This window comes from Pseudogulbenkiania sp. NH8B (genome assembly GCF_000283535.1).
Classification (GTDB): Bacteria; Pseudomonadota; Gammaproteobacteria; order Burkholderiales; family Chromobacteriaceae; genus Pseudogulbenkiania; species Pseudogulbenkiania ferrooxidans.
Genome location: NC_016002.1, coordinates 537430 through 562999 on the forward strand (window position 1 = coordinate 537430; position 25570 = coordinate 562999).

General features: G+C 66.0%; 27 protein-coding genes. 11 read left to right on the top strand and 16 right to left on the bottom strand.

The window, feature by feature from the left end; genetic code table 11:
* Positions 1 to 65: 65 nt before the first annotated feature.
* Positions 66 to 1427: a tyrosine-type recombinase/integrase gene (locus tag NH8B_RS02495; RefSeq protein WP_232503516.1), complete on the bottom strand. Its 1362-nt coding sequence runs from the start codon at positions 1425 to 1427 to the stop codon at positions 66 to 68.
* Positions 1428 to 1577: 150 nt separating this feature from the next.
* Positions 1578 to 2444: a YicC/YloC family endoribonuclease gene (locus tag NH8B_RS02500; RefSeq protein WP_008953497.1), complete on the bottom strand. Its 867-nt coding sequence runs from the start codon at positions 2442 to 2444 to the stop codon at positions 1578 to 1580.
* A gap of 99 nt (positions 2445 to 2543) precedes the next feature.
* Here NH8B_RS02500 and NH8B_RS02505 point away from each other — a divergent pair, with 99 nt between their 5' ends.
* Genes NH8B_RS02505 through rph form a run of 3 tightly spaced genes read left to right on the top strand, consistent with a single transcriptional unit; the run spans position 2544 to position 5167 of the window.
* Complete coding sequence (locus NH8B_RS02505; protein ID WP_041702798.1) at positions 2544 to 3512, top strand: serine/threonine protein kinase; 969 nt, start codon at positions 2544 to 2546, stop codon at positions 3510 to 3512.
* 10 nt (positions 3513 to 3522) lie between these two features.
* Positions 3523 to 4401 (top strand): PP2C family protein-serine/threonine phosphatase, encoded by an 879-nt coding sequence (locus tag NH8B_RS02510; RefSeq protein WP_014085872.1) that lies wholly within the window; start codon positions 3523 to 3525, stop codon positions 4399 to 4401.
* Positions 4402 to 4450: 49 nt separating this feature from the next.
* The gene (gene rph, locus NH8B_RS02515) at positions 4451 to 5167 is read left to right on the top strand and encodes a ribonuclease PH (RefSeq protein ID WP_008953494.1); all 717 of its coding nucleotides are present in this window, start codon (positions 4451 to 4453) and stop codon (positions 5165 to 5167) included.
* A gap of 48 nt (positions 5168 to 5215) precedes the next feature.
* Here the strand turns inward: rph and NH8B_RS02520 are convergent, their stop codons facing one another.
* From NH8B_RS02520 to NH8B_RS21265, 7 genes are all read right to left on the bottom strand, one after another.
* A complete protein-coding gene (locus tag NH8B_RS02520; protein ID WP_014085873.1) occupies positions 5216 to 6028 on the bottom strand; it encodes a trypsin-like serine peptidase in 813 nt (270 codons plus the stop codon).
* Positions 6029 to 6102: 74 nt separating this feature from the next.
* Entirely contained in the window at positions 6103 to 6435 is a 333-nt protein-coding gene (locus NH8B_RS02525; RefSeq protein WP_014085874.1) for a hypothetical protein, read from the bottom strand.
* Between the two features lie 81 nt (positions 6436 to 6516).
* Entirely contained in the window at positions 6517 to 7854 is a 1338-nt protein-coding gene (gene rstB, locus NH8B_RS02530; RefSeq protein WP_014085875.1) for a two-component system sensor histidine kinase RstB, read from the bottom strand.
* 3 nt (positions 7855 to 7857) lie between these two features.
* Positions 7858 to 8565 carry a two-component system response regulator RstA gene (gene rstA / locus NH8B_RS02535; protein ID WP_014085876.1) on the bottom strand — a complete coding sequence of 236 codons (708 nt, stop codon included), beginning with the start codon at positions 8563 to 8565 and terminating at the stop codon, positions 7858 to 7860.
* A 246-nt stretch (positions 8566 to 8811) separates the two neighbouring features.
* A complete protein-coding gene (locus NH8B_RS02540) occupies positions 8812 to 10302 on the bottom strand; it encodes an aldehyde dehydrogenase (RefSeq protein WP_014085877.1) in 1491 nt (496 codons plus the stop codon).
* A gap of 40 nt (positions 10303 to 10342) precedes the next feature.
* Entirely contained in the window at positions 10343 to 10891 is a 549-nt protein-coding gene (locus NH8B_RS02545) for a cupin domain-containing protein (RefSeq protein WP_014085878.1), read from the bottom strand.
* A 315-nt stretch (positions 10892 to 11206) separates the two neighbouring features.
* On the bottom strand, positions 11207 to 11341 hold the full coding sequence (locus NH8B_RS21265; RefSeq protein ID WP_255345167.1) for a hypothetical protein: 135 nt from the start codon (positions 11339 to 11341) through the stop codon (positions 11207 to 11209).
* 130 nt (positions 11342 to 11471) lie between these two features.
* Here NH8B_RS21265 and NH8B_RS02555 point away from each other — a divergent pair, with 130 nt between their 5' ends.
* The 8 genes from NH8B_RS02555 (at position 11472) to NH8B_RS02590 (ending at position 20589) form a co-directional block, all read left to right on the top strand.
* Positions 11472 to 12218, top strand: coding sequence for a gamma-glutamyl-gamma-aminobutyrate hydrolase family protein (locus NH8B_RS02555; protein ID WP_014085880.1), 747 nt, complete (start codon positions 11472 to 11474; stop codon positions 12216 to 12218).
* A gap of 47 nt (positions 12219 to 12265) precedes the next feature.
* On the top strand, positions 12266 to 13594 hold the full coding sequence (locus NH8B_RS02560) for a glutamine synthetase family protein (protein ID WP_014085881.1): 1329 nt from the start codon (positions 12266 to 12268) through the stop codon (positions 13592 to 13594).
* Positions 13595 to 13613: 19 nt separating this feature from the next.
* Positions 13614 to 15032, top strand: a complete 1419-nt coding sequence (locus NH8B_RS02565; protein ID WP_014085882.1) for an aspartate aminotransferase family protein — start codon at positions 13614 to 13616, stop codon at positions 15030 to 15032.
* Positions 15033 to 15113: 81 nt separating this feature from the next.
* Complete coding sequence (locus tag NH8B_RS02570; protein ID WP_014085883.1) at positions 15114 to 16214, top strand: polyamine ABC transporter substrate-binding protein; 1101 nt, start codon at positions 15114 to 15116, stop codon at positions 16212 to 16214.
* Between the two features lie 66 nt (positions 16215 to 16280).
* Complete coding sequence (locus NH8B_RS02575; protein ID WP_014085884.1) at positions 16281 to 17411, top strand: ABC transporter ATP-binding protein; 1131 nt, start codon at positions 16281 to 16283, stop codon at positions 17409 to 17411.
* Entirely contained in the window at positions 17408 to 18379 is a 972-nt protein-coding gene (locus NH8B_RS02580) for an ABC transporter permease subunit (protein ID WP_014085885.1), read from the top strand. Before NH8B_RS02575 ends, NH8B_RS02580 begins: the two co-directional genes overlap by 4 nt.
* A gap of 10 nt (positions 18380 to 18389) precedes the next feature.
* A complete protein-coding gene (locus NH8B_RS02585; RefSeq protein WP_014085886.1) occupies positions 18390 to 19220 on the top strand; it encodes an ABC transporter permease subunit in 831 nt (276 codons plus the stop codon).
* Between the two features lie 70 nt (positions 19221 to 19290).
* Positions 19291 to 20589 (top strand): NAD(P)/FAD-dependent oxidoreductase, encoded by a 1299-nt coding sequence (locus NH8B_RS02590; protein WP_014085887.1) that lies wholly within the window; start codon positions 19291 to 19293, stop codon positions 20587 to 20589.
* A gap of 680 nt (positions 20590 to 21269) precedes the next feature.
* On the opposite strand, the gene NH8B_RS02595 is transcribed toward NH8B_RS02590, so the two are convergent.
* From NH8B_RS02595 to NH8B_RS02625, 7 genes are all read right to left on the bottom strand, one after another.
* Positions 21270 to 21770, bottom strand: coding sequence for a hypothetical protein (locus NH8B_RS02595; RefSeq protein WP_014085888.1), 501 nt, complete (start codon positions 21768 to 21770; stop codon positions 21270 to 21272).
* On the bottom strand, positions 21770 to 22315 hold the full coding sequence (locus NH8B_RS02600; RefSeq protein ID WP_014085889.1) for a glycoside hydrolase family 108 protein: 546 nt from the start codon (positions 22313 to 22315) through the stop codon (positions 21770 to 21772). The genes NH8B_RS02595 and NH8B_RS02600 overlap by 1 nt, the downstream gene beginning before the upstream one ends.
* Positions 22312 to 22863 (bottom strand): deoxynucleotide monophosphate kinase family protein, encoded by a 552-nt coding sequence (locus tag NH8B_RS02605; RefSeq protein ID WP_014085890.1) that lies wholly within the window; start codon positions 22861 to 22863, stop codon positions 22312 to 22314. Before NH8B_RS02605 ends, NH8B_RS02600 begins: the two co-directional genes overlap by 4 nt.
* 72 nt (positions 22864 to 22935) lie before the next feature.
* A complete protein-coding gene (locus NH8B_RS02610) occupies positions 22936 to 24198 on the bottom strand; it encodes a hypothetical protein (protein WP_014085891.1) in 1263 nt (420 codons plus the stop codon).
* Positions 24185 to 24583, bottom strand: coding sequence for a hypothetical protein (locus NH8B_RS02615; RefSeq protein ID WP_014085892.1), 399 nt, complete (start codon positions 24581 to 24583; stop codon positions 24185 to 24187). Before NH8B_RS02615 ends, NH8B_RS02610 begins: the two co-directional genes overlap by 14 nt.
* Positions 24584 to 24644: 61 nt before the next feature.
* Entirely contained in the window at positions 24645 to 25070 is a 426-nt protein-coding gene (locus tag NH8B_RS02620) for a DUF1353 domain-containing protein (RefSeq protein WP_014085893.1), read from the bottom strand.
* A gap of 9 nt (positions 25071 to 25079) precedes the next feature.
* Positions 25080 to 25568 (bottom strand): hypothetical protein, encoded by a 489-nt coding sequence (locus NH8B_RS02625; protein ID WP_014085894.1) that lies wholly within the window; start codon positions 25566 to 25568, stop codon positions 25080 to 25082.
* Positions 25569 to 25570 lie beyond the last annotated feature (2 nt).

Below are 25570 nucleotides of genomic sequence, written 5' to 3' on the forward strand. Positions count from 1 at the left end.
CCATGCCTCTACCCTGAAAGCCTCATCGTTATTGGCTGGTAGAGGGTAGGGGCAAAAACTTGTGGTCAGGCCGTCTTTTTTCGGCCCTTGGCAATCGGTGTCACGTTGTAGGCTTCGCCCTTGTCGAGCGCATCGAGCAGCGAAGCCAGCCGGTTGAGTGCATCGCGGCGCTCGGTGAAATAGTCGTGGCGGTTGTAGATGCCTTCCACGCCCTTGATCTTGTGATTCAGGCAGCGCTCAGCCACCACAGGATCAATGCCCAGCTCGGCCAGCAGTGTGCGGGCGGTGCGGCGCAGATCGTGCACGGTGAAGGGCGGCACGTCGGGCATGTGTGGCTTCACCTTGCCCAGCGCCGTGCCGATGGTGCCCTCGTTGATGTGTGGCACCATGCGGTGCTCCATCTTGCGAGCAGGCAGCAGCCAGGCGCTGTGCGGCGACAGTTCCTTTAGCTCTTGCAGCCAGCCCACGGCCAGCGCGGGTAGCGGGATGTCGATTGGCTCGCCGGTCTTGGTGCGTTCGCCTGGTAGGTGCCAGACACCTTCCTCTAAATCAAACTCCTCCCAGCGGGCGGCGCACAGTTCCATCTTGCGGCAGCACAGCAGCAACAGCAGGCGGATGGCCAGATCGTTTTCAACGCTAAAGCCCCTGGCTACCTTCATAGCGGCAAACAGCTTGGCCAGCTCGTCGCGGGATAGGGCGCGGTCGCGGGCCTTTTCCGTGCCGCCAGCGTCGCCAAGGTCGAATGCCTGGGCGGGGTTGTACTCGATCATGTGCCGCTTGATGGCGTAGTCGAACATGCGCCGCGTCCATCTCAGTACGTCGTTGGCGATGGTCGGCGCACCGCGTTTGACGATGGCTTGCAGCATGTCGTCAACGTGGCGCGGCTTCACGTCCTCCACCTTCAGCTTGCCAAGGTGCGGCCCGATGTCCTTGTCTATCCGGCGACGCACGATGTCGGGATGCTTCCAGCGTCCAAGGATCATCCGCTCGTAATACTCGTTTGCCAGGTCGATCATGCGGGCGGCCGTCTTTTCGGCTTCGATCTTGGCTACGGCAGCGGCCTTGCGGTCCTGTTTTTCGGATGCCACGTCATAGCCCAGCGAGACACGGGCGGCCATCGCCTTGGCAGCCTCACGGGCCTTGGCGAGTGATAGCTCGGCGTAGGTGCCGATCTGCACCGTGCGCTGCTTCCCAGCGAAGCGGTAGCGGAAGCGCCAGACGGGAACCTTGTCCGCCTCCCGGTAACGCAGCCACAGCCCGTCCCCGTCCGCCTTGCCCTCGAATCGCTCGCCAGCCCTGACCCATGCCTTGATCTGTACGTCCGTCAGCTTGCCCATGACGCGCTCCTGAATACTGAGTAGGTTTCCCCAATCCGCGCCGTGCTTGGTCGTCAAAAATCCAAACAGCGAATAGGGGGTGTGTCCCAAAATGAGGCACCGAAAGTGCTGTGGGTACACGTTTGGGTACACGGTTATTGTGCGCTTTCTTGCTTCGGTGTGACACAGCATAAATGAATAAAGCCCCGGCTGGCGGGGCTTTTGTCGTTTCGGTGCCACGGTGCGACACGGCATGAAAGTTTATTCGATATTCTGGATCTGCTCGCGCATCTGCTCGATCAGCACCTTGAGTTCTACCGAGGCCTGGGTGGTTTCGGTTGACACCGACTTGGAGCCGAGGGTATTGGCTTCGCGGTTGAGTTCCTGCATCAGGAAGTCGAGCCGTTTGCCGGCTTGGCCCCCGGCCTTGAGAATGCGGCGGACTTCGCTCAGGTGGGTGCTCAGGCGCGACAGCTCCTCGTCGACATCGATCTTCTGGGCGAACAGGGCGAATTCCTGCTTGAGGCGGTCTTCGTCGACGCTTTCCAGCGCGTCGCGCAGGCGGTTGGACAGCTTCTCCATGTAGGCGGCCAGGATTTGCGGCAGCTTGGGCTTGAGGCCGGCGACGATGGTCTCGATCGAGGCGACCCGCTCCAGCAGTACTGCCTTGAGCTTTTCGCCCTCGCGTTCGCGCGAGGCGTTGAAGTCGGCCAGTGCCTTGGTCAGGCTTTCCAGGCACAGCTGTTGCAGCACTTCGGGCTTGAGTTCGTTCGATTTCATCACGCCGGGCCAGCGCATCAGTTCACCCAGCGACAGGGTGTCGGCTTCCGGCGCGCTCTCTTTGATGGTGCGGGAGACCGCCAGCAATTGCTGCAGCAGCTCGTGGTTGACTTCCAGCGTGGGGGTGGCGTTTTCCAGCTGGTTGAAGCCGACGCGGCATTCGAGTTTGCCGCGGGTGACCTTGGCGCCGATCATTTCGCGCAGGGGGGCTTCGATGACGCGCAGCTCTTCCGGCAGGCGCATCTGGACGTCCAGATAGCGGTGGTTGACGGCGCGCAGTTCCAGATTGAGCATGCCACCGGGAAATTCCCTGCTAATGGCGGCGAAGCCTGTCATACTTAAAATCATGCTGAACTCCCGGTTAAACTGGACAAATATCAAGACCGGGCCCGAATTGCTTTGCTAAGCTCAATCCATGGCCCCGGACACTATAGCAACAGCCATCCTATGACTCAATCCAGGCAAGAAACCGCATTGCCGGCCGGCTACCGGCTGGCCGATTACACCATCGTCCGCCTGCTTTCCGTGGGCGGGTTCAGCGTGGTCTATCTGGCTCTGGATGACGACGACCAGAAATTCGCCATCAAGGAATACCTGCCCGGCCACCTGGCGTGTCGCGGCGACAATGGCCAGGTGACGGTGCAGCACGAGCTTGACCAGGAGGCGTTCAACCTGGGGTTGAAGTGCTTCTTCGAGGAAGGGCGCATCCTGGCCGGGATCAACCACCCGAACGTGGTGCGGGTCGCCAATTTCTTCCGCGCCAACCAGACGGTCTACCTGGTGATGGAGTACGCCGATGGCCGTCCCTTGACCCGCGAGCTGGAGATTGCCGGCGGGCGGCTCGACGAGCGCCGTATCCGACGCTGGTTCGCCGCGCTCTTGTCCGGCCTGCGCGAGGTCCATCTGCACCGCCTGCTGCATCTGGATATCAAGCCGGCCAACATCTATCTGCGGCGCGGCGGCGGTCCGCTATTGCTGGACTTCGGCGCCGCGCGCCAGACGCTGAACCAGCGTAGCAGGGAGTTCGCCTCGATGTACACGCCGGGCTACGCTGCGCCGGAACAGTACAAGAGCGATATGGCGCAGGGTCCATGGACCGATATCTATGCCCTGGGTGCCTGCCTCTATACCTGCATGGGGGGCGGCACGCCGCAAGGGGCGAAGGAGCGGGCGGTGAAGGACTTGCTGGAACCGGCGTCGCGGCGCTTTGTGCGTCTTTATTCGCGCGAGTTGTGCGAGCTGGTCGATCGCTGTCTGGACATGGAGCCCGAGCGGCGGCCGGCGACCCTGATGGAGGTGCAAAAGCGGCTGATGGACCCCCATTACAGTGAGCCTGTCGCCCTCCCCGAGGCGCAGGCGGTGACGCACAAGCTGGCCGGCTGGCTTCGCAGCCTGACGGGCAGTCGTTCTTCCTGAAAGTGTGTGCATGAAATTGTCGATCTTCCAGGACAGCCGCGTCGGCGGCCGTTCCTACAATCAAGACCGTGTGGTGATCGCCCACTCGCTGGAGTCGGTGTTGCTGGTGGTGGCCGACGGCATGGGCGGGCACTTGCAGGGCGAGGTGGCGGCCCAGATCGCCATCGATCTGATGAGCGAGTTGTTCTACCAGCAGGCCACGCCGTCGCTGAGCCATCCCAACCGCTTTCTGGTCAACGCCATCAGTTCGGCCCATCAGGCGATTCTCGATTACGCCACCGAGCATCACCTGCCGGAGGTGCCCAGCACCACCGTAGTGGCGGCGGTGATCCAGCAGGACATGCTGTACTGGTGCCACGTCGGCGACTCCCGGCTGTACCTGCTGGACAACAGCGGCTTGCGCTTGCGCTCACGCGATCATTCGCAGGTGCAGCGGCTGATCGACCAGGGGCTGTTGACCGAGGAGGGCGCGCGCACCCACCCCGACCGCAACAAGATCTACAACTGTCTGGGGGCCTCTTCCGACCCGGACATCGACATTGGCGAGCGCCAGCTGCTGTTCCCGGGGGCCTCGGTGCTGCTCTGTTCCGACGGTCTGTGGTCGCAGATCCAGGACGCCGAACTGACCAAGGTGTTTGTCGGCCGTGCGGTGAGCCAGGTGCTGCCGGCGCTGATGAACGTGGCCGAGCGGCGCGGCGGCCGGCACGGCGACAATCTGTCGGCGGTGGCAGTGACGCTGCTGGACGAGGCGCTCGATGTCAGCCAGCGCAGCGATGTACTGGATACCCACCTGGCGCTGAGCCGGCGCCGCTCGTCGACGCCGGCGCGGGTACAGGAAGAGGAGATGCATCGCGAAATCCTGGCCAGCCGTCCCGATAAGCCCGCGTGAGGTAGGGAGCGGGGTATAATCTCCGTTTTGACGTCAACGGATTGTGACCATGCGACCTTCTTCCCGCCCCAACGATGCCCTGCGCCGGGTGACTTTGACCCGCGGCTACACCAAGCATGCCGAAGGCTCGGTGCTGGTCGAGTTCGGCGACACCAAGGTGATCTGCACCGCCAGCGTCGACGAGAGCGTGCCGGGCTTCCTCAAGGGCAAGGGCCAAGGCTGGGTGACCGCGGAGTACGGCATGCTGCCGCGCTCCACCGGCAGCCGCATGCGGCGCGAGGCGGCCAGCGGCAAGCAGTCCGGGCGTACCCAGGAGATTCAGCGCCTGATCGGCCGCAGCCTGCGTGCGGTGGTCGACCTGGGCAAGCTGGGCGAGCGCCAGATCCAGATCGACTGCGACGTGATCCAGGCCGACGGCGGCACGCGTACCGCCAGCATCACCGGCGCCTTCGTCGCGCTGCACGACGCCATCAGCGGCCTGATCGCGCAGGGCAAGCTGCAGGAAAGTCCGATCCGCGATTTCGTGGCGGCGGTGTCGGTCGGCGTGTTCGAGGGGCGTCCGGTGCTGGACCTCGACTACCTCGAGGACTCCGCCTGCGAGACCGACATGAACGTGGTGATGACCGGCAGCGGTCATTTTGTCGAGGTGCAGGGCACCGCCGAGGGGGTGCCGTTCAGCCGCGCCGAACTGGACGCCATGCTGCGCCTGGCCGAGCAGGGCGTGGGCGAGCTGATCGCGATACAGAAGGCGGCCCTGGCCGGCTAGAGCCGAGACAGCGATGGACCACAAAAACCGCCCGCGAGGCGGTTTTTGCTATTTGGGCTTCGCGAGGAAGCGGCGCAGGGCCGGCAGGAAGCTGGGGGCCGACAGCGCCATGTTATCGGCACGGTAGCGCCAGCGCGCGTCCGGAGCCGAGCTCTGGATGGCGACAAGCCGTGGCTGGCCGGCAACCTCGAGCAGCAGCGGCGAGCCGCTGTCGCCCGGCAGCGTATCGCAACGGTGGGCGAGGCGGCCGTCGGCCTCGAGCCGTGTAGCGCGGCAGCTCCGGTGCAGCATGAGGTGATCGGGGGCGTCTTCGGGGTAGCCGGCCTGGCTGACGCGCCAGCTGGCCTGGGTCAGCGCCTGGCGCAGGGCGGCGCGGTCGCCGTCGAACGGCGCGACGGTGTGTTCTGCCGCGAGCAGGGGCGCGGCGAGCCGGACGAAGGCGAAGTCGTAGCGTGCCACGGCCGGCGGGACGATCAGGTCGTCCCCCTGGCGGATCAGCCCGCGCAACAGGCGCCGGTCGAGCCAGACGCGCGTGGCGGCGGCGCTGCTGGCGCTCTTTTGGCCGTCCAGCGCCAAGGTGAAGCGTCGCGCCGGGTCGAGCCGGCCGTGGGGGCCGTGGGGGCCGACGAAGCAGTGCCCGGCGGTGAGCGCCACGTCGGGGGCGACCAGCGTGGCGGTGCACAGGTTGCCCGAGGCGGTTTCGAGCTGGCCGATGGCTTGCCAGGGGCCGTGGTCCGGGTGCATGCGTACCCGGTCGTCGTGGCCGAAGAACAGGGTGCGCCGTTCCGCGCTCAGGGGGCCGGCGCCGGCGGCGGGAATCAGGCTGGCGAGCAGCAGGGCGGTCAGCAGTCGGGTAGACATGGCGATCCAATGCGAAACGGGGCGCCGTGGCGCCCCGTTGTGCTGGGTTGGAACAGGCCGCGGCCTGTTCCGGCTTAGTTAGCCGCAGCCGGCTTTTTCACCATCACTTTGTGATGCTTGTGGTGCTTGACGATCTTGTGATGCTTTTTCAGCGCCTGGGCTTTTTGTGCCGGGGCGGAAGCGGCCTTTTTCTCAACCATCGGCTTTTTCACGGTCTTCTTGGCGCGCGACTTGTGAATCTTCTTCACGGCCGGTTTGGCGGCCGGTTTCATCGCGGCCTTGGCGGCCGGAGCGGAGGCTTCGGCTTTCACCGCCGGCGAGGCCGGGGTGACCGGGGTGGCGGCGAAGCTGCCGATCGAGGTCAGGCCGAAGGCGGCGGAGAGGGCGAGCAGGGTCAGCTTTTTCATGGTGATACTCCTTGTGGAACCGTGAGGGTTCGAGTCTGTCGTGGTCTCGGTTGGCTGTGTGGGCCTTCCATGAGTTGTATCCTAGGCGCGCCCGTTTCCGGCGTCTGTGAGTGGAATGTTTCCCTGTGTAACGCTATGTACGCCCGCCGCGCCGGGCCAGCGCAGCACGAAGCGGGCGCCGCCCAGCGGGCTGTCTTCGATGCCGAGCGTGCCTTGATGCGCGCGCGCGATGCCCTGCACGATGGAGAGCCCGAGGCCGTGCCCGCCGCTATCGCGGCCGCGGCTCTGGTCGAGGCGTACGAATGGCTCCAGCACGCGCTCGCGCTCCTCCGCCGGGATGCCGGGGCCGTCGTCGTCGACGCGCAGGCAGTAGTCGTCGGCGTCCTGTTCCAGCTGCACGCGCACCGTGCGCTGGGCGTAGCGGCGCGCGTTGCTGAGCAGGTTGTCGAGGGCGCGTGACAGCAGGTAGCGGTCGCCCTCCAGCTCGATCTCGCCGCGGCTGTCGTCGCGCCAGTCGATGCCGCTGGCCAAGGGCGCCTGTTCGGCCAACCTTTCGGCCACCCATTCCCGGGCGTCGAAGCGACTCAGCGTCAGCGGTACTTGCGGACGGTCGAGACGCGCGTGCAGCAGTAGTTCCTGCAGCAGCGAGTCGATGGCGGCGAGGTCGCGTTCGATGGCCTGGCGCGGCGGGCTGTCCGGGTCGCCCTCCAGCAGCGCCAGGCGGTAGCGCAGCCGCGCCAGCGGCGTGCGCAGTTCGTGCGCCACGGCGTCGATCAGCGCCTTGCGCCCGGCCAGCAGCGCGCCGATGCTGTCGGCCATGCGGTTGAACGCCTCGCCCACGCGGCGTACCCCGGAGCCCGGCGGCAACTGCACCCGCGCGCTGAGGTCGCCTTCGGCCAGGCGCACGGCGGTCTGCTCCAGCTGCATCAACTGGTTCCAGTGCGGGCGCAGCCACAGCAACACCGGGATGCCGAGCGACAGGCCGACCAGCAGCAGCAGCACGTAATCCACCCACTTGAGCTGGTGCAGGAAGAACAGGTAGCGCAGCGGGCCCGCCACCAGCAGGAAGTTGCTGTTGGGGATGCGCTGCAGGAACAGGAAGTTGTCTTCCAGCATCACGATCTCGCCGCGTGCCAGCGCGGCGCGGGCGTCGTCGTCCAGGGTGTAGGCGGCGTCGCCCTCGATGCGCAGCGGGAAGGTCAGGCCGTGGTCGAACTCTTCCAGCGTTTCGCTCCACATCTCCGGCGGCACGCCCTTGAGTTCGCTCTGGATCATCGACAGCGAGGCGCCCAAGAGGTCGGACAGGTAGCGCTCGCCGACCTTGTCCACCGCCTGCTTGTAGACCACGCCCACCAGCAGCACGCCGCCGAGAAAGCACGCCATCAGCATCAGGTAGAACTGCACGAACAGGCGGCGCATGGTTCAGTTCCAGCCGGCCGGGGCGAACAGATAGCCCTTGTTGCGCACGGTCTTGATGCGGAAGGGCTCGGCGGGGTTGTCGCCGAGCTTCTTGCGCAGCCGCGAGATGGCGACGTCGATGCTGCGGTCCAGCCCGTCGTATTCCATGCCGCGCATCTCCTTGAACAGCACCTCGCGGTCCAGGATTTCGCCGGCGTGGCTGGCCAGCAGCCACAGCAGGTCGAAGTCGGCGGTGGAGAGGGGGACGTGCTCGCTGGCCAGCGTCACTTCGCGGCTGATCGGGTCGATGCTGAGCTGGCCGAACTGCTTGCGTGTCATGGCGGCCGGCGTTTCGGCGGCGGCGGCCGGGCGGTGCTGGCGCAACTGGGCGCGCAGGCGTGCCGCCAGCACCGCCGGCGGCGTGGTTTTCAGGATGTAGTCGTTAGCGCCCAGTTCCAGGCCGAGAATTTGCTGCATGTCGCTGTCGAGCGAGGTCAGCATCACGATCGGGCCGTCGAAGGTGGGGCGCAGTTCGCGGCACAGCGTCAGGCCGTCCTTGCCGGGCAGCATGATGTCGAGCAGGACCAGGTCGGGTTGGGCGGCGGCGATGGCGGCGAGCGCGGTGTCACCGCGCGGCTCGATCTGCACTTCCATGTCGTGGCGCGACAGGAAGTCGCGAATCAGCTCGGCCAGCTCGGCGTCGTCTTCGACAAAAACCAGGCGGTAGTTCATGGGCATTCAGCGAGGGGATGGGGATGGCTGGCAGTATCGTCCTTGTTCCGGCTGTTCTCAAGCCGGCGCCGAATGGGCCGGTGGCGGCGTGGCGCGGCGGCGGACTCGGCGAGCGGTGGGATTGGTGCCGGGGGCGGAGGGCGCCGTTCCCGGCTTCGGCCAACCTTGGCGGGGACGGAGGTAAAAAAAGCGGGCCACCGGACAGTGGCCCGCAACACCGTGGCGGGTGGTTCGGAGCGCGCCGCTTCAGGGGTACAGCTTCAGCAGCGTCGACTTCAGTTCGGTGTACTTCTCCAGCGCGTGCAGCGACTTGTCGCGGCCGTTGCCGGACTGCTTGTAGCCGCCGAACGGCAGGTTCTGGTCGCCGCCCTCGTCGTAGCAGTTGATCCACACCGTGCCGGCGCGCAAGGCGCGGGCGAGGCGGTGGGCGCGGCTGACGTCGCGTGTCCACACCGCGGCGGCGAGGCCGTAGTCGCTGTCGTTGGCGATGGCGATCGCCTCGTCCGCCGTGTCGAACGGGATCACGGCGCACACCGGGCCGAAGATCTCCTCGCGCGCGATGCGCGCGTCGGGCGTGGTCTCGAACGCGGTCGGGGCGATGTAGTAGCCGGTGTCGGTGTGCACCGCGTGGCCGCCGAAGGCGAGTTGGGCTTCCTGCTTGCCGATGGCGATGTAGTCCAGCACGCGGCGGTACTGCGCCTCGTCGACGATCGCGCCCATGGTGGTGGCGGGATTGAGCGGGTCGCCCGGCCGGTAGCCCTCGGCAGCTTTCTTCAGTTCCGCCATGAACTCGGGGTAGACGCCGCGCTGCACCAGCACGCGCGAGCCGGCCGAGCACATCTCGCCCTGGTTGAAGAAGATGCCGCCGGCGGCGGCGCGCGCCGCCTGGGCGACGTCCGGGCAGTCGTCGAGCACGATGTTCGGCGATTTTCCGCCCAACTCCAGCCACACCCGCTTCAGGTTCGATTCCGCCGCGCACGCCATGATGCGCTTGCCGACCGCGGTGGAGCCGGTGAAGGCGAGGCAGTCGACGTCCCTGTGCAGCGCCAGCAGGCGGCCGGTCTCGCCGGCGCCGGGCAGCACGTTGAACACGCCGTCAGGGATGCCGGCCTGTTGTGCCAGCGCGGCGATGCGGATCGCGGTGAGCGGGGATTTTTCCGACGGCTTGAGCAGCAGCGAGTTGCCGGCGGCGAGCGCCGGCGCGAACTTCCAGCTCGCCATCAACAGCGGGAAATTCCACGGCACCACCGCCGCCACCACGCCGATCGGCTCGCGCGTGACGGTGCCGTGCAGGTTCGGCGCCAAGGGCGGCACCTCGCCGCCGACCTTATCGATCGCTTCGGCGAACCACTGCACGCAGTAGGCCGTGCCGGCGACGTCGACGCCCAGCGCATCGGCGATCGGCTTGCCGGTGTCCAGGGTCTCCAGCAGCGCCAGCTCGTCGGCGTGCTCGCGGATCAGTGCGGCGAACTTCAGCAGCACGGTCTTGCGTTGCAACGGCGCGAGGCCCGACCAGCGGCCGTCCTCGAAGGCGGCGCGCGCCGCGGCCACGGCCTTGTTCACGTCGGCTTCGCCGCACTCGGCGATCTCGGCCAGGGTCTGTTTGTTGGCCGGGTTGACGGTGGCGAAGGTCTTGCCGTCGGCGGCGGCGACGTACGCGCCGTCGATGAAGGCGCGGCCCTCGAAGACCTGGCGCGCGGCCAGCGCTTGCCATTGCTCGTGGGTGAGGCGGGGCATAACACGTTCTCCTAAGTAGCGCGCCAGCCGCCGCCCCGGATCAGAAGTTGGCCGGCGTGTTGGCGCTGATGATTTCGGCCTCGTCCTGGCCGATGTTGCGGAAGCGGTGCGGCAGCGTGCTCGGGAAGTAGTAACCGTCGCCGGCGTGCAGCACGTTGATCTGGCCGTCGATGGTCAATTCGACGGTGCCGCGCACCACGATTCCGCATTCCTCGCCTTCGCTGTGCGTGATCGCCTCCGGGCCGGTGTCGGCGCCCGGCGCGTACAGCTCGCGCAGCATGCGCATCTGGCGGTCCTGCACGGTGGCGCCGACCAGCAACAGGCGCAGACCGTTGTTGCCGAGGTCGGGCTGTTCGCCCGGCCGGAACACGTAGCGGTTTTCACGCGGCGGCTCATCGAAGGTGAAGAAATCCGCCAGCGACATCGGGATGCCCTCGAGCAGCTTTACCAGCGAGCTGACCGACGGGCTGACCCGGTTCTGTTCGATCAGGGAGATCGTGGCGTTGGTCACGCCAGCTCGTTTTGCCAGCTCCCGCTGCGACAACTTGTAGCGTTCGCGCACCAGCTTGAGTCGTGGTCCGATGTCCATGTTGTTTCCGAATGTTGATAATAATTGACGGCTTGTGTCAAATTATTTTTGACGCCGCCGCCGGGGCGTAATGGGCCGGCAAAGTATACCATAACCCCATTATCGCTTGTTGTGGTGCACAAATTTGACGCTGTGCAGCACTGAAACGGGGCGTGAGAGGTGTGGCAACGATGGGGGGTAGCGATGTGTGTAAAAATTTAATTGACGGTACTTGTCAATTATATTTAACGAGCCTAGACTGAATTTAGCCCGATACGGCGTTCCGCCTGTCGGAACATGCCGCACCCACCCAAGGAGCACCCGATGCAGAACCGTTCATCCCGCCACGTCGCCCCGCTCGCCGCTCGTGCCGCCGCAGCCGGCATGCGCCGTGCCGAGGTGCGTGGTGCGGGGTGCGTTGCCGGTGGCGTGCGGCTGGCGCCGGGCGTTCTGGCGGAGTACCTGATTCACGCTCGCCGCGTGTTTGCGGCGACGTCCTTCGATCTCCTCTGTGCGGTGCCCTTTAGGGGCGCCGCTTTTTTTATTCCCGCAACGCTGCAAAGGAGGCGCGCCGCCGTGTGACGGCGAGCGTGCGATCGCGATGAAACACCCTGTCATCGGAATTCCCTGCTGTCGCTGGTGGCTCAAGGAGTCCCAGTTCTTCCACCTGGTCGGCGAGAAGTACGTGCGTGCCGCGGTCGGCGCCGGTGGTCTGCCGCTGCTGCTGCCGGCACTCGGCGCGCAGACGCCGCTCACCCAGCTGCTGGAGCTGGTCGACGGCCTGTTGTTCACCGGCAGCCCGTCCAACATCGAGCCGCACTACTACGGTGCGGCCAGCGTCGACGGCGACTTCAACGACCCCGAGCGCGACGCCACCACGCTGCCCTTGATCCGCGCCGCGATCGACGCCGGAGTGCCGGTGCTGGGCATCTGCCGCGGCTTCCAGGAAATCAACGTCGCGCTCGGCGGCACCCTGCACCGCAAGGTGCACGAGGAGCCGGGCATGAGCGACCACCGCGACCCGGGCGGCACGCTCGACGAGATGTACGCGCTGGCGCACCCGGTGCGCTTCGTCGACGGCGGCGTGCTGCAGGCCCTCAGCGGCCGGAGTGAAGCCGAGGTCAATTCGCTGCACGGGCAGGGCATCGCCCGCCTGGCGCCGGCGCTTCAAGCCGAGGCGCACGCCCCGGACGGGCTGGTCGAGGCGTTCAGCGTCAAGGGCGCGCGCGGCTTCGCGCTCGCCGTGCAGTGGCACCCGGAATGGCAGTACCAGGACAACCCCCTGTCGCTGGCCATTCTCGAAGCGTTTGGCAAGGCTTGCGCCGCTCGTCGGGATCGACGCGGCTGAGACTTGCCCCAACACCCAAAAACTGAATCGCTACAAAGGAGGCAACCATGAGCGTTTTGAGCGAATGGCTGCGAGAACACCGAATTACCGAAGTCGAATGCGTGATCCCTGATTTCACCGGCATCGCGCGCGGCAAGATCGTGCCGAAAGAGAAATTCAGCGAAGAAGAGGGCATGCGCCTGCCCGAGATAGTGCTGGTGCAGACCGTGACCGGCGAGTACGCCGAGGGCATTTCCGCCGACACCGATCCGGACATGGTGCTGGTGCCGGACCCCAACACCATCCGCCTGGTGCCGTGGGCCAAGGACCCGGTGGCGCAGGTGATCCACGACTGCTTCCACTTCGACGGCTCGCCGGTCGAGCAGTCGCCGCGCCACATCCTGCGTCGCGTGCTCAAGCTGTACGAGGACAGGGGCTGGGAGCCGGTGGTGGCGCCGGAGATGGAGTTCTACATCGTCGACGTCAACCGCGACCCGGACCTGCCGCTGCAGCCGCCGATCGGCCGCACCGGCCGCCCGGAAACCGGGCGCAAGGCGTACTCGATCGATGCCGTCAACGAGTACGACGACCTGTTCGAGGAGATCTACGACTTCTGCGACGCGCAGAACCTGGCGATCGACACCCTGATCCACGAGGTCGGCGCCTGCCAGATGGAAATCAACTTCCTGCACGGCAACCCGCTCGACCTGGCCGACCAGGTGTTCCTGTTCAAGCGCACCGTGCGCGAGGCGGCGATCCGCCACAACATGTACGCCACCTTCATGGCCAAGCCGATGGAGAGCGAGCCCGGCTCGGCGATGCACATCCACATGAGTGTGGTCGACAAGCACACCGGCAAGAACGTGTTCTCCAACGCCGACGGCAGCCCGAGCGAGGCGTTCTTCCACAGCATCGGCGGCATGCAGAAGTACTTTCCGCAGGTGATCGCGCTGTTCGCGCCGTTCGTCAACAGCTACCGCCGCCTGGTGCGCCACACCGCCGCGCCGATCAACGTGCAGTGGGGCTACGACAACCGCACCTGCGGCATCCGCGTGCCGCACTCCGGCCCGGCCGGGCGCCGCATCGAGAACCGCCTGCCCGGCGTCGACTGCAACCCGTACATCGCGCTCGCCGCGACGCTGGCCTGCGCCTGGCTCGGCATCGTCGAGCGGCAGCAGCCGAGCGAGCCGCTAACCGGCGACGCCTACGGCCTGCCGTTCGCCTTCCCGCGCGGCCTCGACGAGGCGATCACCCAGTTGCAGCACTGCAAGCCGGTCACCGAGGTGCTGGGCGAGAACTTCGTCAAGGCGTTCTGCGCCGTCAAGGAAGCCGAATACATCGAATACGCGCGCGTGATCAGCCCGTGGGAACGCAAGTTCCTGCTGCTGCATGTGTGAGAACGAGAAGGAGCGAATCATGAATCTGAATATGAACTTTGCCGAAGTACGCCAGGTCACGGAGCGCAAGGCCGGCCAGCGCAGCACGCGCGAGTGGCAGGCGCTGGACGCCGCGCACCATTTCCACCCGTTCTCCGACGCCGCCGCGCTCAACGCCCAGGGCAGCCGCGTCATCACCCACGCCGACGGCGTCTACCTGTGGGATTCGGACGGCAACAAAATCTTCGACGCCATGTCCGGCCTGTGGTGCGTCAACATCGGCTACGGCCGCGAGGAGTTGGCCGAAGCCGCGTACCGGCAGATGCGCGAGCTGCCGTTCTACAACACCTTCTTCAAGACCACCCACCCGCCGGTGGTAGAGCTGTCGGCGCTGCTGGCCGAGATCGCGCCGGACGGCTTCAACCACGTGTTCTATACCAACTCGGGCTCCGAGGGGAACGACACCGTGATCCGCATGGTGCGCCACTACTGGGCGAGCCTGGGCCAGCCGCAGAAGAAGACCATCATCTCGCGCGTCAACGGCTACCACGGCTCCACCATCGGCGGCGCCTCGCTCGGCGGCATGACGTACATGCACGAGCAGGGCGACCTGCCGATCCCCGGCATCGCGCACATCGAGCAGCCCTACTGGTACGCCAACGGCGGCGACCTGACGCCGGAGGAATACGGCCTCAAGGCGGCGCGCGAGCTGGAGAAGAAGATTCTAGAGCTGGGGGTGGAGAACGTCGCTGCCTTCATCGGCGAGCCGGTGCAGGGCGCCGGCGGCATCATCATCCCGCCGTCGACCTACTGGCCCGAGATCCAGCGCATCTGCGACCAGTACGGCATCCTGCTGATCGCCGACGAGGTGATCTGCGGCTTCGGTCGTACCGGCCACTGGTTCGGCAGCCAGTACTACGGCATCCGCCCGCACCTGATGACCATCGCCAAGGGCTTGTCCTCGGGCTACCAGCCGATCGGCGGCGTGCTGGTGCACGACACCGTCGCCAAGGTCATCGCCGAATCAGGCGACTTCAACCACGGCTTCACCTATTCCGGCCACCCGGTGGCCTGCGCCGTCGCCGCCGAGAACCTGAGGATCCTCAAGAACGAACGCATCATCGACAAGATGCGCGAGGACGTCATGCCGTACGCCCACCAGCTGTGGCACAACGCCTTCGACGACCACCCGCTGGTCGACGACGTGCGCACCCTGGGCTTCTTCTTCGCCGTGACCCTGGTCGAGGACAAGGCCCGCCGCCAGCGCTTCGCCAACGGCGGCGAGCTGGCGCTGCGCTGCCGCGACATCTGCTTCCAGAACAACCTGGTGATGCGCGCCACCGGCGACAGCATGATTTCGGCGCCGCCGCTCACCATGAGCCGTGCCGAGGCCAGGGAGTTCGTCGGCCTCGCCAAGAAGTGTCTCGACCAGCTCGCGCGCGAACTCGGTCGTCTGTAACCGCGGTCGGAGCGGGCCGCCCACACCATCGATAACAGCCGGCCCCTCCGATTCGTCCGCATGTCTACACAGGAGAAAACCATGCGTCAACGCATGTTCAACGTCATCGCTGCCGGGGTGCTGGCAGCGGCCGCCGTACCGGCCTTCGCCAACGGCAAGGTGCTCAACATCTACAACTGGTCGGACTACATCGCGCCGGACACGGTGAAGAACTTCGAGAGGGAAACCGGCATCAAGGTGCGTTACGACGTCTACGACTCGAACGAGGTGCTGCAGGCCAAGATCCTCACCGGCCGTTCCGGCTACGACATCGTGGTGCCGACCAACGCCTTCCTCGCCAAGCAGATCAAGGCCGGCGTCTACCAGCCGCTCAACAAGGCCAAGCTCGCCAACTACAAGAACCTCGACCCGGACGTGCTGGCGCAGGCCACCAAGTTCGACCCCAACAACGCCTACGCCGTGCCGTACTTCTACGGCATCAACACCCTGGCGATCAACGCCGGCAAGGTCAAGGCCGCGCTGGGCTCGACCCCGCTGCCGGCCAATGAGTGGGACCTGCTGTTCAAGCCCGAGTACGTCTCCAAGCTCAAGTCCTGCGGCGTGTCGGTGCTCGACAGCCCGGCCGAGGTGCTGCCGATCGCCGCGCACTACCTGGGCAAGAACCCCAACAGCAACGCCGACGCCGACTGGCAGGCTTCGGCCAACCTGTTCAAGCAGATTCGCCCCTACATCACGCGCTTCTCCTCGTCGGGCTACATCAACGAGCTGGCCAACGGCTCGCTGTGCCTGGTGCTGGGCTACGGCGGCGACCTCAACATCGCCAAGCGCCGCGCCGAGGAGGCCAAGAACGGCCAGGTGCTGCGCGTGCTGGCACCCAAGTCCGGCGTGATGCTGTGGATGGACAGCATGGCGATCCCGAAGGACGCCGAGAACGTCGACAACGCGCTCGCCTTCATCAACTACGTGATGCGCCCCGAGGTGGCCGCCGCCAACGCCAAGGCGGTGAGCTACGCCACCCCGAACACGGCCGCCAAGGGGCAGATCGAGGCCAAGTTCCTGCACGACGCCTCGATCTACCCGACCGCGGAAATCCAGCAGAAGAGCTTCATCCAGCTGCCGCTCGAGGCCAAGACCCAGCGCCTGCAGACCCGTCTCTGGACCGAAGTGAAAACCCGCAAGTGAGCTGAAGGTGCGGCCGCCCGCTCACCCGTGCGCGGGCGGCCGACCCGGAGGGGAAGAATCGTGAACATGGCTGAATCGTCCTTGCACCAGGCCGCCAAGACGGCCGGTGCCAAGTCCTACCTGCAAATCGTCGACGTCGTGAAGAAATTCGGCGACAACACCGTCGTCGACCATATCAACCTGTCGATCGCGAAGAACGACATCTTCGCGCTGTTGGGCAGCTCCGGCTGCGGCAAGTCGACGCTGTTGCGCATGCTGGCCGGCATGGAAACGCCGACCTCGGGCAAGATCATCCTCGACGGCGAGGACATCACCGCGCTGGCGCCGTACGAGCGCCCGATCAACATGATGTTCCAGAGCTACGCGCTGTTCCCGCACATGACCGTGGCGCAGAACATCGCCTTCGGCCTGAAGCAGGACCGCCTGTCGCGCAGCGACATCGCCGAGCGCGTCGAGCGCATGCTGGAACTGGTGCAGATGAAGAAGTACGCCCACCGCAAGCCCTACCAGCTCTCCGGCGGCCAGCAGCAGCGCGTCGCCTTGGCGCGTTCGCTCGCCAAGCGCCCGAAACTGCTGCTGCTCGACGAGCCGCTGGGTGCGCTCGACAAGAAGCTCCGCCAGCAGACCCAGCTCGAACTGGTGAACATGATCGAGCAGGTCGGCGTCACCTGCATCATGGTGACGCACGACCAGGAAGAGGCCATGACCATGGCCGGGCGCATCGGCATCATGTCCGAAGGCCAGCTGCTGCAGGTCGCCACCCCGGGCGAGATCTACGAGCACCCCAACTGTCGCTTTACCGCGGAATTCATCGGCGAGACCAACCTGTTCGGCGGCCACGTGGTCGAGGACGAGCCGGACCACGTCTGCATCCACTCCACCGAGCTGCCGCGCCCGGTGCGCGTCGGCCACGGCATCACCGGCACCATGGGCATGCCGGTGTGGCTGTCGCTGCGCCCGGAGCGCGTCGGCGTGTCGCGGCGCCAGCCGGTGGCCGCCGGCAACTGGGCGGCCGGCACGGTGGGCGACATCGCCTACCTCGGCGGCTTCTCGATCTTCCACGTGCGCCTCGACTCCGGCAAGGTGGTCAAGGCCAGCGTGCCCGCCACGCACTGGCGGGAAGAGGCGGCTCCGACCTGGAACGAGCCGGTATTCGTCAGCTGGACTGACAACGACGCCGTGGTGCTGACGCAATGATGAGCCGACTCCTTTCGCTGCGGGATTCCCGCGCAGCGGCGGCGCGCCCCGCGCGCCGGTCCGCCTGGTGGCAGCGCGCCCTGCCGCGTGGTCAATCGCTGGTGACGGCGATTCCCTACGGCTGGCTGCTGCTGTTCTTCCTGGTGCCGTTCCTGTTCGTGCTACAGATCAGCTTCTCCGACGTCGAGATCGCCTCGCCGCCGTACCGGGCGCTGCTGTCGCGCGCCGAGGACGTGGTGAGCCTGGCGCTCAACTTCGGCAACTACCGGTACATCTTCGGCGACCCGCTGTACTTCGACGCCTACCTCAGCTCGCTCTACATGGCCGGGGTGACCACGCTGATCTGCCTGGTGGTGGGCTACCCCATCGCCTACACCATCGCGCGCGCGCCGGAGGCCAAGCGCAACACGCTCCTGATGCTGGTGATGCTGCCGTTCTGGACCTCGTTCCTGGTGCGCGTCTACGCCTGGATGGGGATTCTCGACAACGAGGGCCTGCTCAACCAGGCACTGCTGGCGCTCGGGTTCATCGACGAGCCGCTGCAGCTGATGCACACCCAGCTCTCGGTGCAGATCGTGATGGTGTACGCCTACCTGCCGTTCATGATCCTGCCCCTGTTCTCCAACCTGGTGAAGCTCGACGGGCGTCTCTTGGAGGCTTCGGCCGACCTTGGCTGCCGGCCGTGGCAGACCTTCCTGCGCGTCACCCTGCCGCTCTCCAAGAACGGCGTGATCGCCGGCTCGATGCTGGTGTTCATCCCGGCGGTGGGGGAGTTCGTGATCCCGGAACTGGTCGGCACGCCCGAGTCGCTGATGATCGGCAAGGTGCTGTGGATGGAGTTCTTCGACAACAACAACTGGCCGATGGCGGCGTCGGTGACCATCGTCATGGTGGCGCTGTTGATCGCGCCGATCATTTACCTGCACAAGCGCGAAGAGAAAGCGCTGGCACGGGCGGCCGCGCGCTAGGAGAGATGACATGCAAAGCAAAGACATCAGCGGTTTCGGCAAGCTCACGCTCGGCGCCGGGCTGGCCTTCCTCTATGTGCCGATCCTGATCCTCATCGTGTACTCGTTCAACGCCTCCAAGCTGGTGACGGTGTGGGCCAGCTTCTCGACGCACTGGTACGGGGTGCTGTTCAACGACGACGCGGTGATCTCGGCGTTCGGCCTGAGTCTCAAGATCGCCTTTCTCTCGAGCGCGATGAGCGTGGTGCTGGGTACCATCGCCGGCCTGGTGCTGGCGCGTTTCGGCCCGTTCAAGGGCAAGAGCCTGTTCGCCGGCATGCTCACCGCGCCGATGGTGATGCCCGAGGTGATCACCGGCCTGTCCATGCTGCTCTTGTTCGTTGAACTGCAGCAGTGGTTCGGCTTCCCGGCCGAGCGCGGCATGCTGACCATCTGGGTCGGCCACGTCACGCTGTGCATGGCCTACGTCACGGTGGTGATCCGCTCGCGCCTGGTGGAGATGGACCGCTCGGTGGAAGAGGCGGCGATGGACCTGGGCGCGCGCCCGTTCAAGATCTTCTTCCAGATCACGCTGCCGATCATCGCGCCGGCGATCGCGTCGAGCTTCCTGCTGGCGTTCACGCTGTCGATCGACGACTTGGTGATCACCGCCTTCCTGTCCGGGCCGGGCTCGACCACGCTGCCGCAGCTGATCTTCTCGCGCGTGCGCCTGGGGCTGAATCCGGAGATCAACGCGCTGGCGACGATGACGGTGCTGGTGGTGACGCTGCTGGTGGTCGGCGCCAACCGCATGATGGTGAAGGCGGAACGGCGCCGCGCCCGGCTCGCCGCCGCGGCCTGACGTCGTCTGCCTGCCCGCGGCACGCTCCCGGCGCCGCGGGCTTTTTTATCGCCTTTGACAAGGAGGAATCATGTTCGGGTCTTTGCAGTTTGCCGGTCAGGAACACGTCGATTCCTGGTACGCCGCCAGTGCCGGCTCGCTCACGCCGAGGCCGCGCCTGAGCGAGTCGCTTTCGGCCGACGTGTGCGTGCTCGGCGCCGGCTACACCGGCTTGTCGGCCGCGCTGGAGCTGGCCGAACGCGGCTACCGCGTGGTGGTGCTGGAGGGCGCGCGGGTGGGGTGGGGTGCCTCCGGTCGCAACGGCGGCCAGGTGCTGTCCGACCTCGCCTGCGGCATGAATCCGGTGCGCGACGCCCTCGGCCAGGAGGCCGCGCGCGAAATATGGAACATGACGCGTGAGGCGGTCGCCCTGGTGGGCGAGCGCTGTACCAAGCACGCCATCGACGCCGAACTGGTGTGGGGCTATTTTCATGCCGCACTCAAGGCACGCCAGCTGCGCGAGCAGGCGGCCTGGCAGGAGGAGGCGGCGCGCCACTACGGCTACGATCGCTTCCAGCTGATCGGCAAGGAGCGCCTGCCGGAGATGGTCAACACCGCGCGCTACGTCGGCGGCCTGTTCGAGCCCGACGCCGGCCACCTGCACCCGCTCAAGTACGCGCTGGGGCTGGCGCGCGCCGCCGAGGCCGCCGGGGTGCGCATCTTCGAGCACAGTGCGGTCGGCGAGATCGTGCCGGGCGCCATGGTACGGGTGAAGGTTGGGCGGCACGAGGTGCGCGCCGAATCGCTGGTGCTGGCCGGCAACACCTACCTCGGCAAGATGGTGCCCGAGCTCGACAGCAAGATCATGCCGGTCGGCACCTACATCATCGCCACCGAGCCCTTGGGCGAAGCGCGCACCCGGAGCCTGATTCCGACCAACCTCGCGGTGTGCGACGCCAACTTCGTGCTCGATTACTTCCGCTGCACGCGCGACACCCGCCTGCTGTTCGGCGGCCGCGTCAGCTACACCGGCATGACGCCGATAGGGCTCAGGGACGCCATGCGCCGCAGCATGCTCAAGGTGTTCCCCGGCCTCGCCGACGTCAAGGTCGAGTATGACTGGGGCGGTTTCGTCGACATCACCATGAACCGCGCGCCGCACTTCGGCCGGCTGCGCCCGAACATCTTCTTCGCCCAGGGTTTCTCCGGCCACGGCGTGGCGCTCACCGGGCTCGCCGGCAAGCTCATGGCCGAGGCGATCCACGGCGAGCCCGAGCGCTTCGACCTGTTCGCGCGCCTGTCGCATCGCCGCTTCCCGGGCGGCGCGCTGCTGCGCACGCCGGCGTTGCTGCTGGCCACCAGCTACTACCGCCTGCGCGACTGTCTCTGACCTCCCCGGCTGGCTGCGGCCTGACGGACCGCTGCACCATGCGGTGTCGACAGGCGCGCCAGCCGATCCCCCGCGTCGCCCCGTTCCATCCCGTTTCCGCTGACATCCCCGCCGGAACATTCCATCGCGTCCCCGAGGGCTTCAGCGTGGAACGGCGCTCCACGGGGGGCACAGCCAGGCTTGACCTGCGCTCTGCTGGGGTAGGATAATTTCCCGTTTTTTCAATCGCTTAGCAGTCTTCGTCGCGCCGCGGGCGTAGCGCACACCAGAGTGCTCGCACGCTGCCGCGTCAACGCGTCGAAACCGGGCAACAATCGGCCTACATGAACAGTAAAAAACACCTCGGCAGCGGTACCGAAAACCGCGCCCAGCAAAGAAATCCGGTCAAATTGCCGCCCCGGCGCCTGAGCGTGGCGCCGATGCTGGATGGGATTGACTGTTAATATTGTTCGTTCAAAAACATATAGTTACAGTTTGTTGAATTTATTTTTAGCACCGACATGGCGGAATGAGCCGCCACCACCGAGCCAGAACGGTGCTAAACCACGCCAGCCCGCACTCAGTCGCGCAGTAGCTCCAGTCGTTGAGCTGAGCTATTTCGCCGGCCACAAACGCAAAAAAGCCCCCGTCGCACCCTGGTATAGGGATGCGACGGGGGCTTGGTCATTCTGGCCTTGCGGTCAGCTGTCTTTGCTTACTTGGAACCGCTTCTGGATTTCACCGAAGTAGTAGGTGCTAGCGGCGCCGGCCTCGTTGAACAGGTAGCCGACGACGGCACCAGCCAGGGCGCTGTCCACCCTGATGCCGCCAAACAGCAGGCCTGCCCCGACAAGCAGGGCGCCGCCCACCAGCATGTACGCCAGATTGCGTTGGGTACGGTCACCGGTAGCAGTCTCGCGTGCCCTGGCATTGGCGCGGTCATCGGCGGCGATTTTTGCCAGCGCCTGCTGGTTCGCAAAGCCGAGTTCTTGCATGCGCGCAGCAAACTGCTGGTCAGCATTCTTGATCGCCAGCATTTGCTCCGGCGTCGCGCCGGCAACCGCCTGCTTTAGGGCATCCTCGGTTTTCTCGGAAAGGCCGAGCGCATCTGCCACGGCCGACATAGCCAGGCCACCCAGCGGCCCGCTCAGCGCGGTTCCGATCCACGGCGCCACAGTGCCGACAATCTGTTTCCAGTCCATCACGCTGCCTCCACACGGTTGAGAACCCAGCCATAGACGAACGTCTCGTTAGCCGCGCGCTGCTCGGCCAACTCGAGATAACGAACTGCTTGGCTGCAGTTGATCGATTTGAGCAGTACAGCCTCACCCTCGGCGCCACGCTTGGCCAGGAACATCTTCAGCGCGGCCAGCGTGCGCGGGCCGAGCTGGCCATCGGCGGCGAGGTCGGGGTAGAGCGAGCCCTGCAGGTTGAACGCGTTCAGCCAGCGCTGGAGCATGGCGGCCTGAACAGCCGGCCCCATATTGACGCCCGTATCGCACAGCTCCTCGGCGATGCGTGGACTGATGGCGTGCACCTGATCAAAGCGCGGGCCGGTCCAGTAGTCGGAATCGAGGATGGCCAGCGCGGTGTCGCGCGGCAAGTCGCGCATGTCTCCCTGGTAGCCATGGGCACGGGCTACGCGCTCGGTGATGCCCCAGCGGGTCGGGCCGCCCTTGTCATCTGGGTTGTTCACATAACCGCCTTCGCGGCCGACGATCGCCGCAAAAATCTCGTCTTTTTTCACGCCAATGTCTCCAGTATCGATTCGGCCATTCGCAGCACCTCGCCAGCCACTGCTGCCGGCGCGGCTGCGTTGATGATCACCGGCAGCTCGACGGCATCGAGGCCGGTTTCGCTGACGTGAGCCGTCGTGCCGGCACCGTCACGCACCAGGCGCACGGCAACGCCGCCCATTTCCATGGCAGCGGACAATTCGTTGCGGAATCGGCAGTCGTCGACCACCACGCGGCCACCGCTGGCCAGCACCCCGCGTACGGCGTGCTGCCACGCGGCCACCCAGAGGTCGGTATCGATCAGGTTGCGGCCCCACTCGGTGCCGAGGGTTTGCATGGCGTGGCGCGGCGTGCACCAGCCAAGCAGCGCGCAGGGTTTCTCCTTCAGATCGCCTTCGATCTCGGCGTCGGTCAGACCGAGCGCGCGCAGCATGCTCTTGAGCGGGCCGGCGAACTTGACCACGGTGTAGCCGTGACTGGCGACCAGTTCAGCGGCGATAGTGGATTTGCCCGAGCCGGCACGGCCGGTCAGCACAATCACCTTGGGGAGTTCGGGCATCGGATTCTCCAAATGAAAACAGCCCGCAAGGGGCGGGCTGAAGGGGATAACGGGAATGTGGGGCGGCGCGGATCAGCCGGCTTTCGGCCAACTCACCCAGTCGTCGGCGCCGGTTCTTTCGCGGTCGTCGTCGACGTTCACCGGCATAGAGATGGTGATGCCGTGGTCGGGATGAGTGATCCAGAGCGCCTGACGGGCTCGCTCGAACCCGAAGTTGTTGGCGTTGGCGTATTCGTCGTAGCCCTTGAGCGAGCCATTGACGATCAGGCGTTGCTGCTGGATCAGCTGGTGCCAATGGCCGAGCAGCAGGACGTCGTACCCCTGATCGATCTGACTGGAACGGCTGCGCTTTTTGTGGTCGCCGCGGATGATCGGGCCGAGGGCGCCGATCATGCCGTCACCGCCCCGGAACTGATCACCATGGGTCAGCAGGTAGCGGTGCCCATACACTCGCCACGCGGCGTCGGGGCCATCGGGAATCAGGAAGGTGACGCGGCTGTCACCCTCGAACAGCTTGGCCAGCATGACGTAGGTCAGCCAATCGAAGCTGGTGAAGTTGCGACCCTTGGCGCGAATTTTCTTGGTGTTGCGGCCGTGGTTGCCGGAGACGCAGGGCACGAACACTTTGCCGAACTCGTCGGCCAGCTCACGGATGCACCAGGCCAGCACGCCGATCAGGTCGACCACGGTCGGCATGATCTCCAGCTCGTTGGTGGCCTGCAGTTCCTCGTGGATGTCGCCGCTGACCATGTCGCCCCCCAGGGCGAACACGATGCCGGGGTACTTCGCCCCGACCAGACAGCGGCGAAGCAGGTGTGCCGTGCGCTCGATCAGCTTTTGGGCTCGCTTGTGGGCGATTGCCAGGTTGTACTCGTTGACGCCGTTGATCTGACGCGGGTCGACCACCTCGGCCCAGTGCCAGTCGCTGGCGAACAGCGTCGGCACGCCAAGCTCGCCAGGGACATCCCTCCGGCGAGAAAGCCAGTTCGGTACCTCGACGACCGATTCGGTGAGCTTGACGATGCGCCGCTTCACAAACTCGGCGTCGACCGAGTCGCGCTGAATCGCGGCCAGTTGTGCCTTGAGCGCTTTGACCTCGGGGTCAAGGCCAATCTGCGCCGGCGGGTCGTCATTTGCTGCCTGCGGGACTTCACCCACCGAGATAGGCTTGCCAACGCTGGTGACCAGCTTGATGCCGCGACGCTTCTCGACCGCACGGCGCCGCTCATGCACCGCCCGCTCGGAGCACCCCAGTTCACGCGCCACGGCCGCCGCGCCACCGAGCCGGCGCCACAGGCCGATGAAGTCGTCTTCGCTGCATTTAGGCTTGGACATGCTGCCCTTTCAGTTTCGTGTTTTCGTCGATGAGCGCGGCAATCTTGGCGGTCAGCGCCTCGTTGCTGTGCTGCAGCTCGGCCATGCGCTGCTCGGTTTCGGACAGTTCGCTGGCCAGCCGCGAAACCTCGCTACGCAGCCCCTCCACCTGGCCGGCCAGGCTGGCGGCCCGCTCGATCGCCTCGTTGCGCTGCGCGGCGAAGGCGTCGGCTCGGGCGGTGAGCTCACGCACCTGGGCGGCCAGCTCGGCGCGCAGCGAGTCGGCCAGCGACACCGCCGCATCCTCGCGCTTGTCTTGCTTGATTTTGCGGGTGGCGATATACGCCGCCGTGGGCAGGGCCGTGAGCGCGCTGACCACTGCAGCGCCGAGTGCGGTCCAATCCATGTTTCCCCCTTGGAAACAAAAAGACCCGCCAAGCGGCGGGCCATGAAATGAATCGAGCCGGTTAAACCGGCTCTTGTCGAGGTAGATCTCCACCGAAGCGCGAAGGCCCGAACCGCGCCACCGCCCCGACGTACAGCCACACCCGCCACGTCGGGAACCCGGCCAGCTGCAACAGCTCGGCGAACACCTGCACTGTGGCACGCCGCTTGATCGGGATCTCTCGTTTCCACTGACACAAGGCGTCATGCACCAAGCTGGCGTAGAACGTCTGCGGCCGGCCGTCGGGCATCAGCGGCCCGTCCGGGGTGCCGAGCCACAGCCCGGCAGGCAGGCGCCATGCTGGGCTGCAGCCGTCCCAGGCGTAGCCGGGCTGAATGAAGATCGAGCCTCGGGGGCGTATGTCGATCCAGTCATTCCGGTACTCCACGCTGACCAGGTGCGTCGAGGTGTGGTGGAAGGGGCGATCGAGACGGTAGCGCCAGGCCATGGCAGATCCTTACGCCGGCGTGGGTGCTGGCCACTGGATTGCGGCCAGCTGCTCGGCCGCGTCTGGTGCCTGCAGGTCGACTGCCATCAGCACATCCTCCAGTGCCTGGCGCTTGCCGATGATCTGGCCGCTCGCCACGGCATAGGCCAGAACTTTGGCGCGCACCCGTTCGGCCAACGTGGTGACCGTCAGACCGCGTGCGGTGGCTATGGCGTTCAGCAGCGGCGTGGCGGCGAGCGGATCAGCAGCCAGCGCCTCAGCTTCGCGCGTCTGCTGCGCCCAGCTCTGCACCTCGCCGTCTGGGTAGTTGGCGGACAAGGGGGCCAGCAGCTCGGCGGCGCGGGTGTTGATGGCGGTCAGCTGACAGGTACGCAGGTCGGTCAGGACCGGCTGCAGCTCGGCCGCGTCGGCGGCCAGCCACTCTTCGGCCGTGCCTGGCTGCGGATTGGCAAACTTGCCGACGATGCGGCCAGTCTCATCACGTTGGATGTAGGGCATTT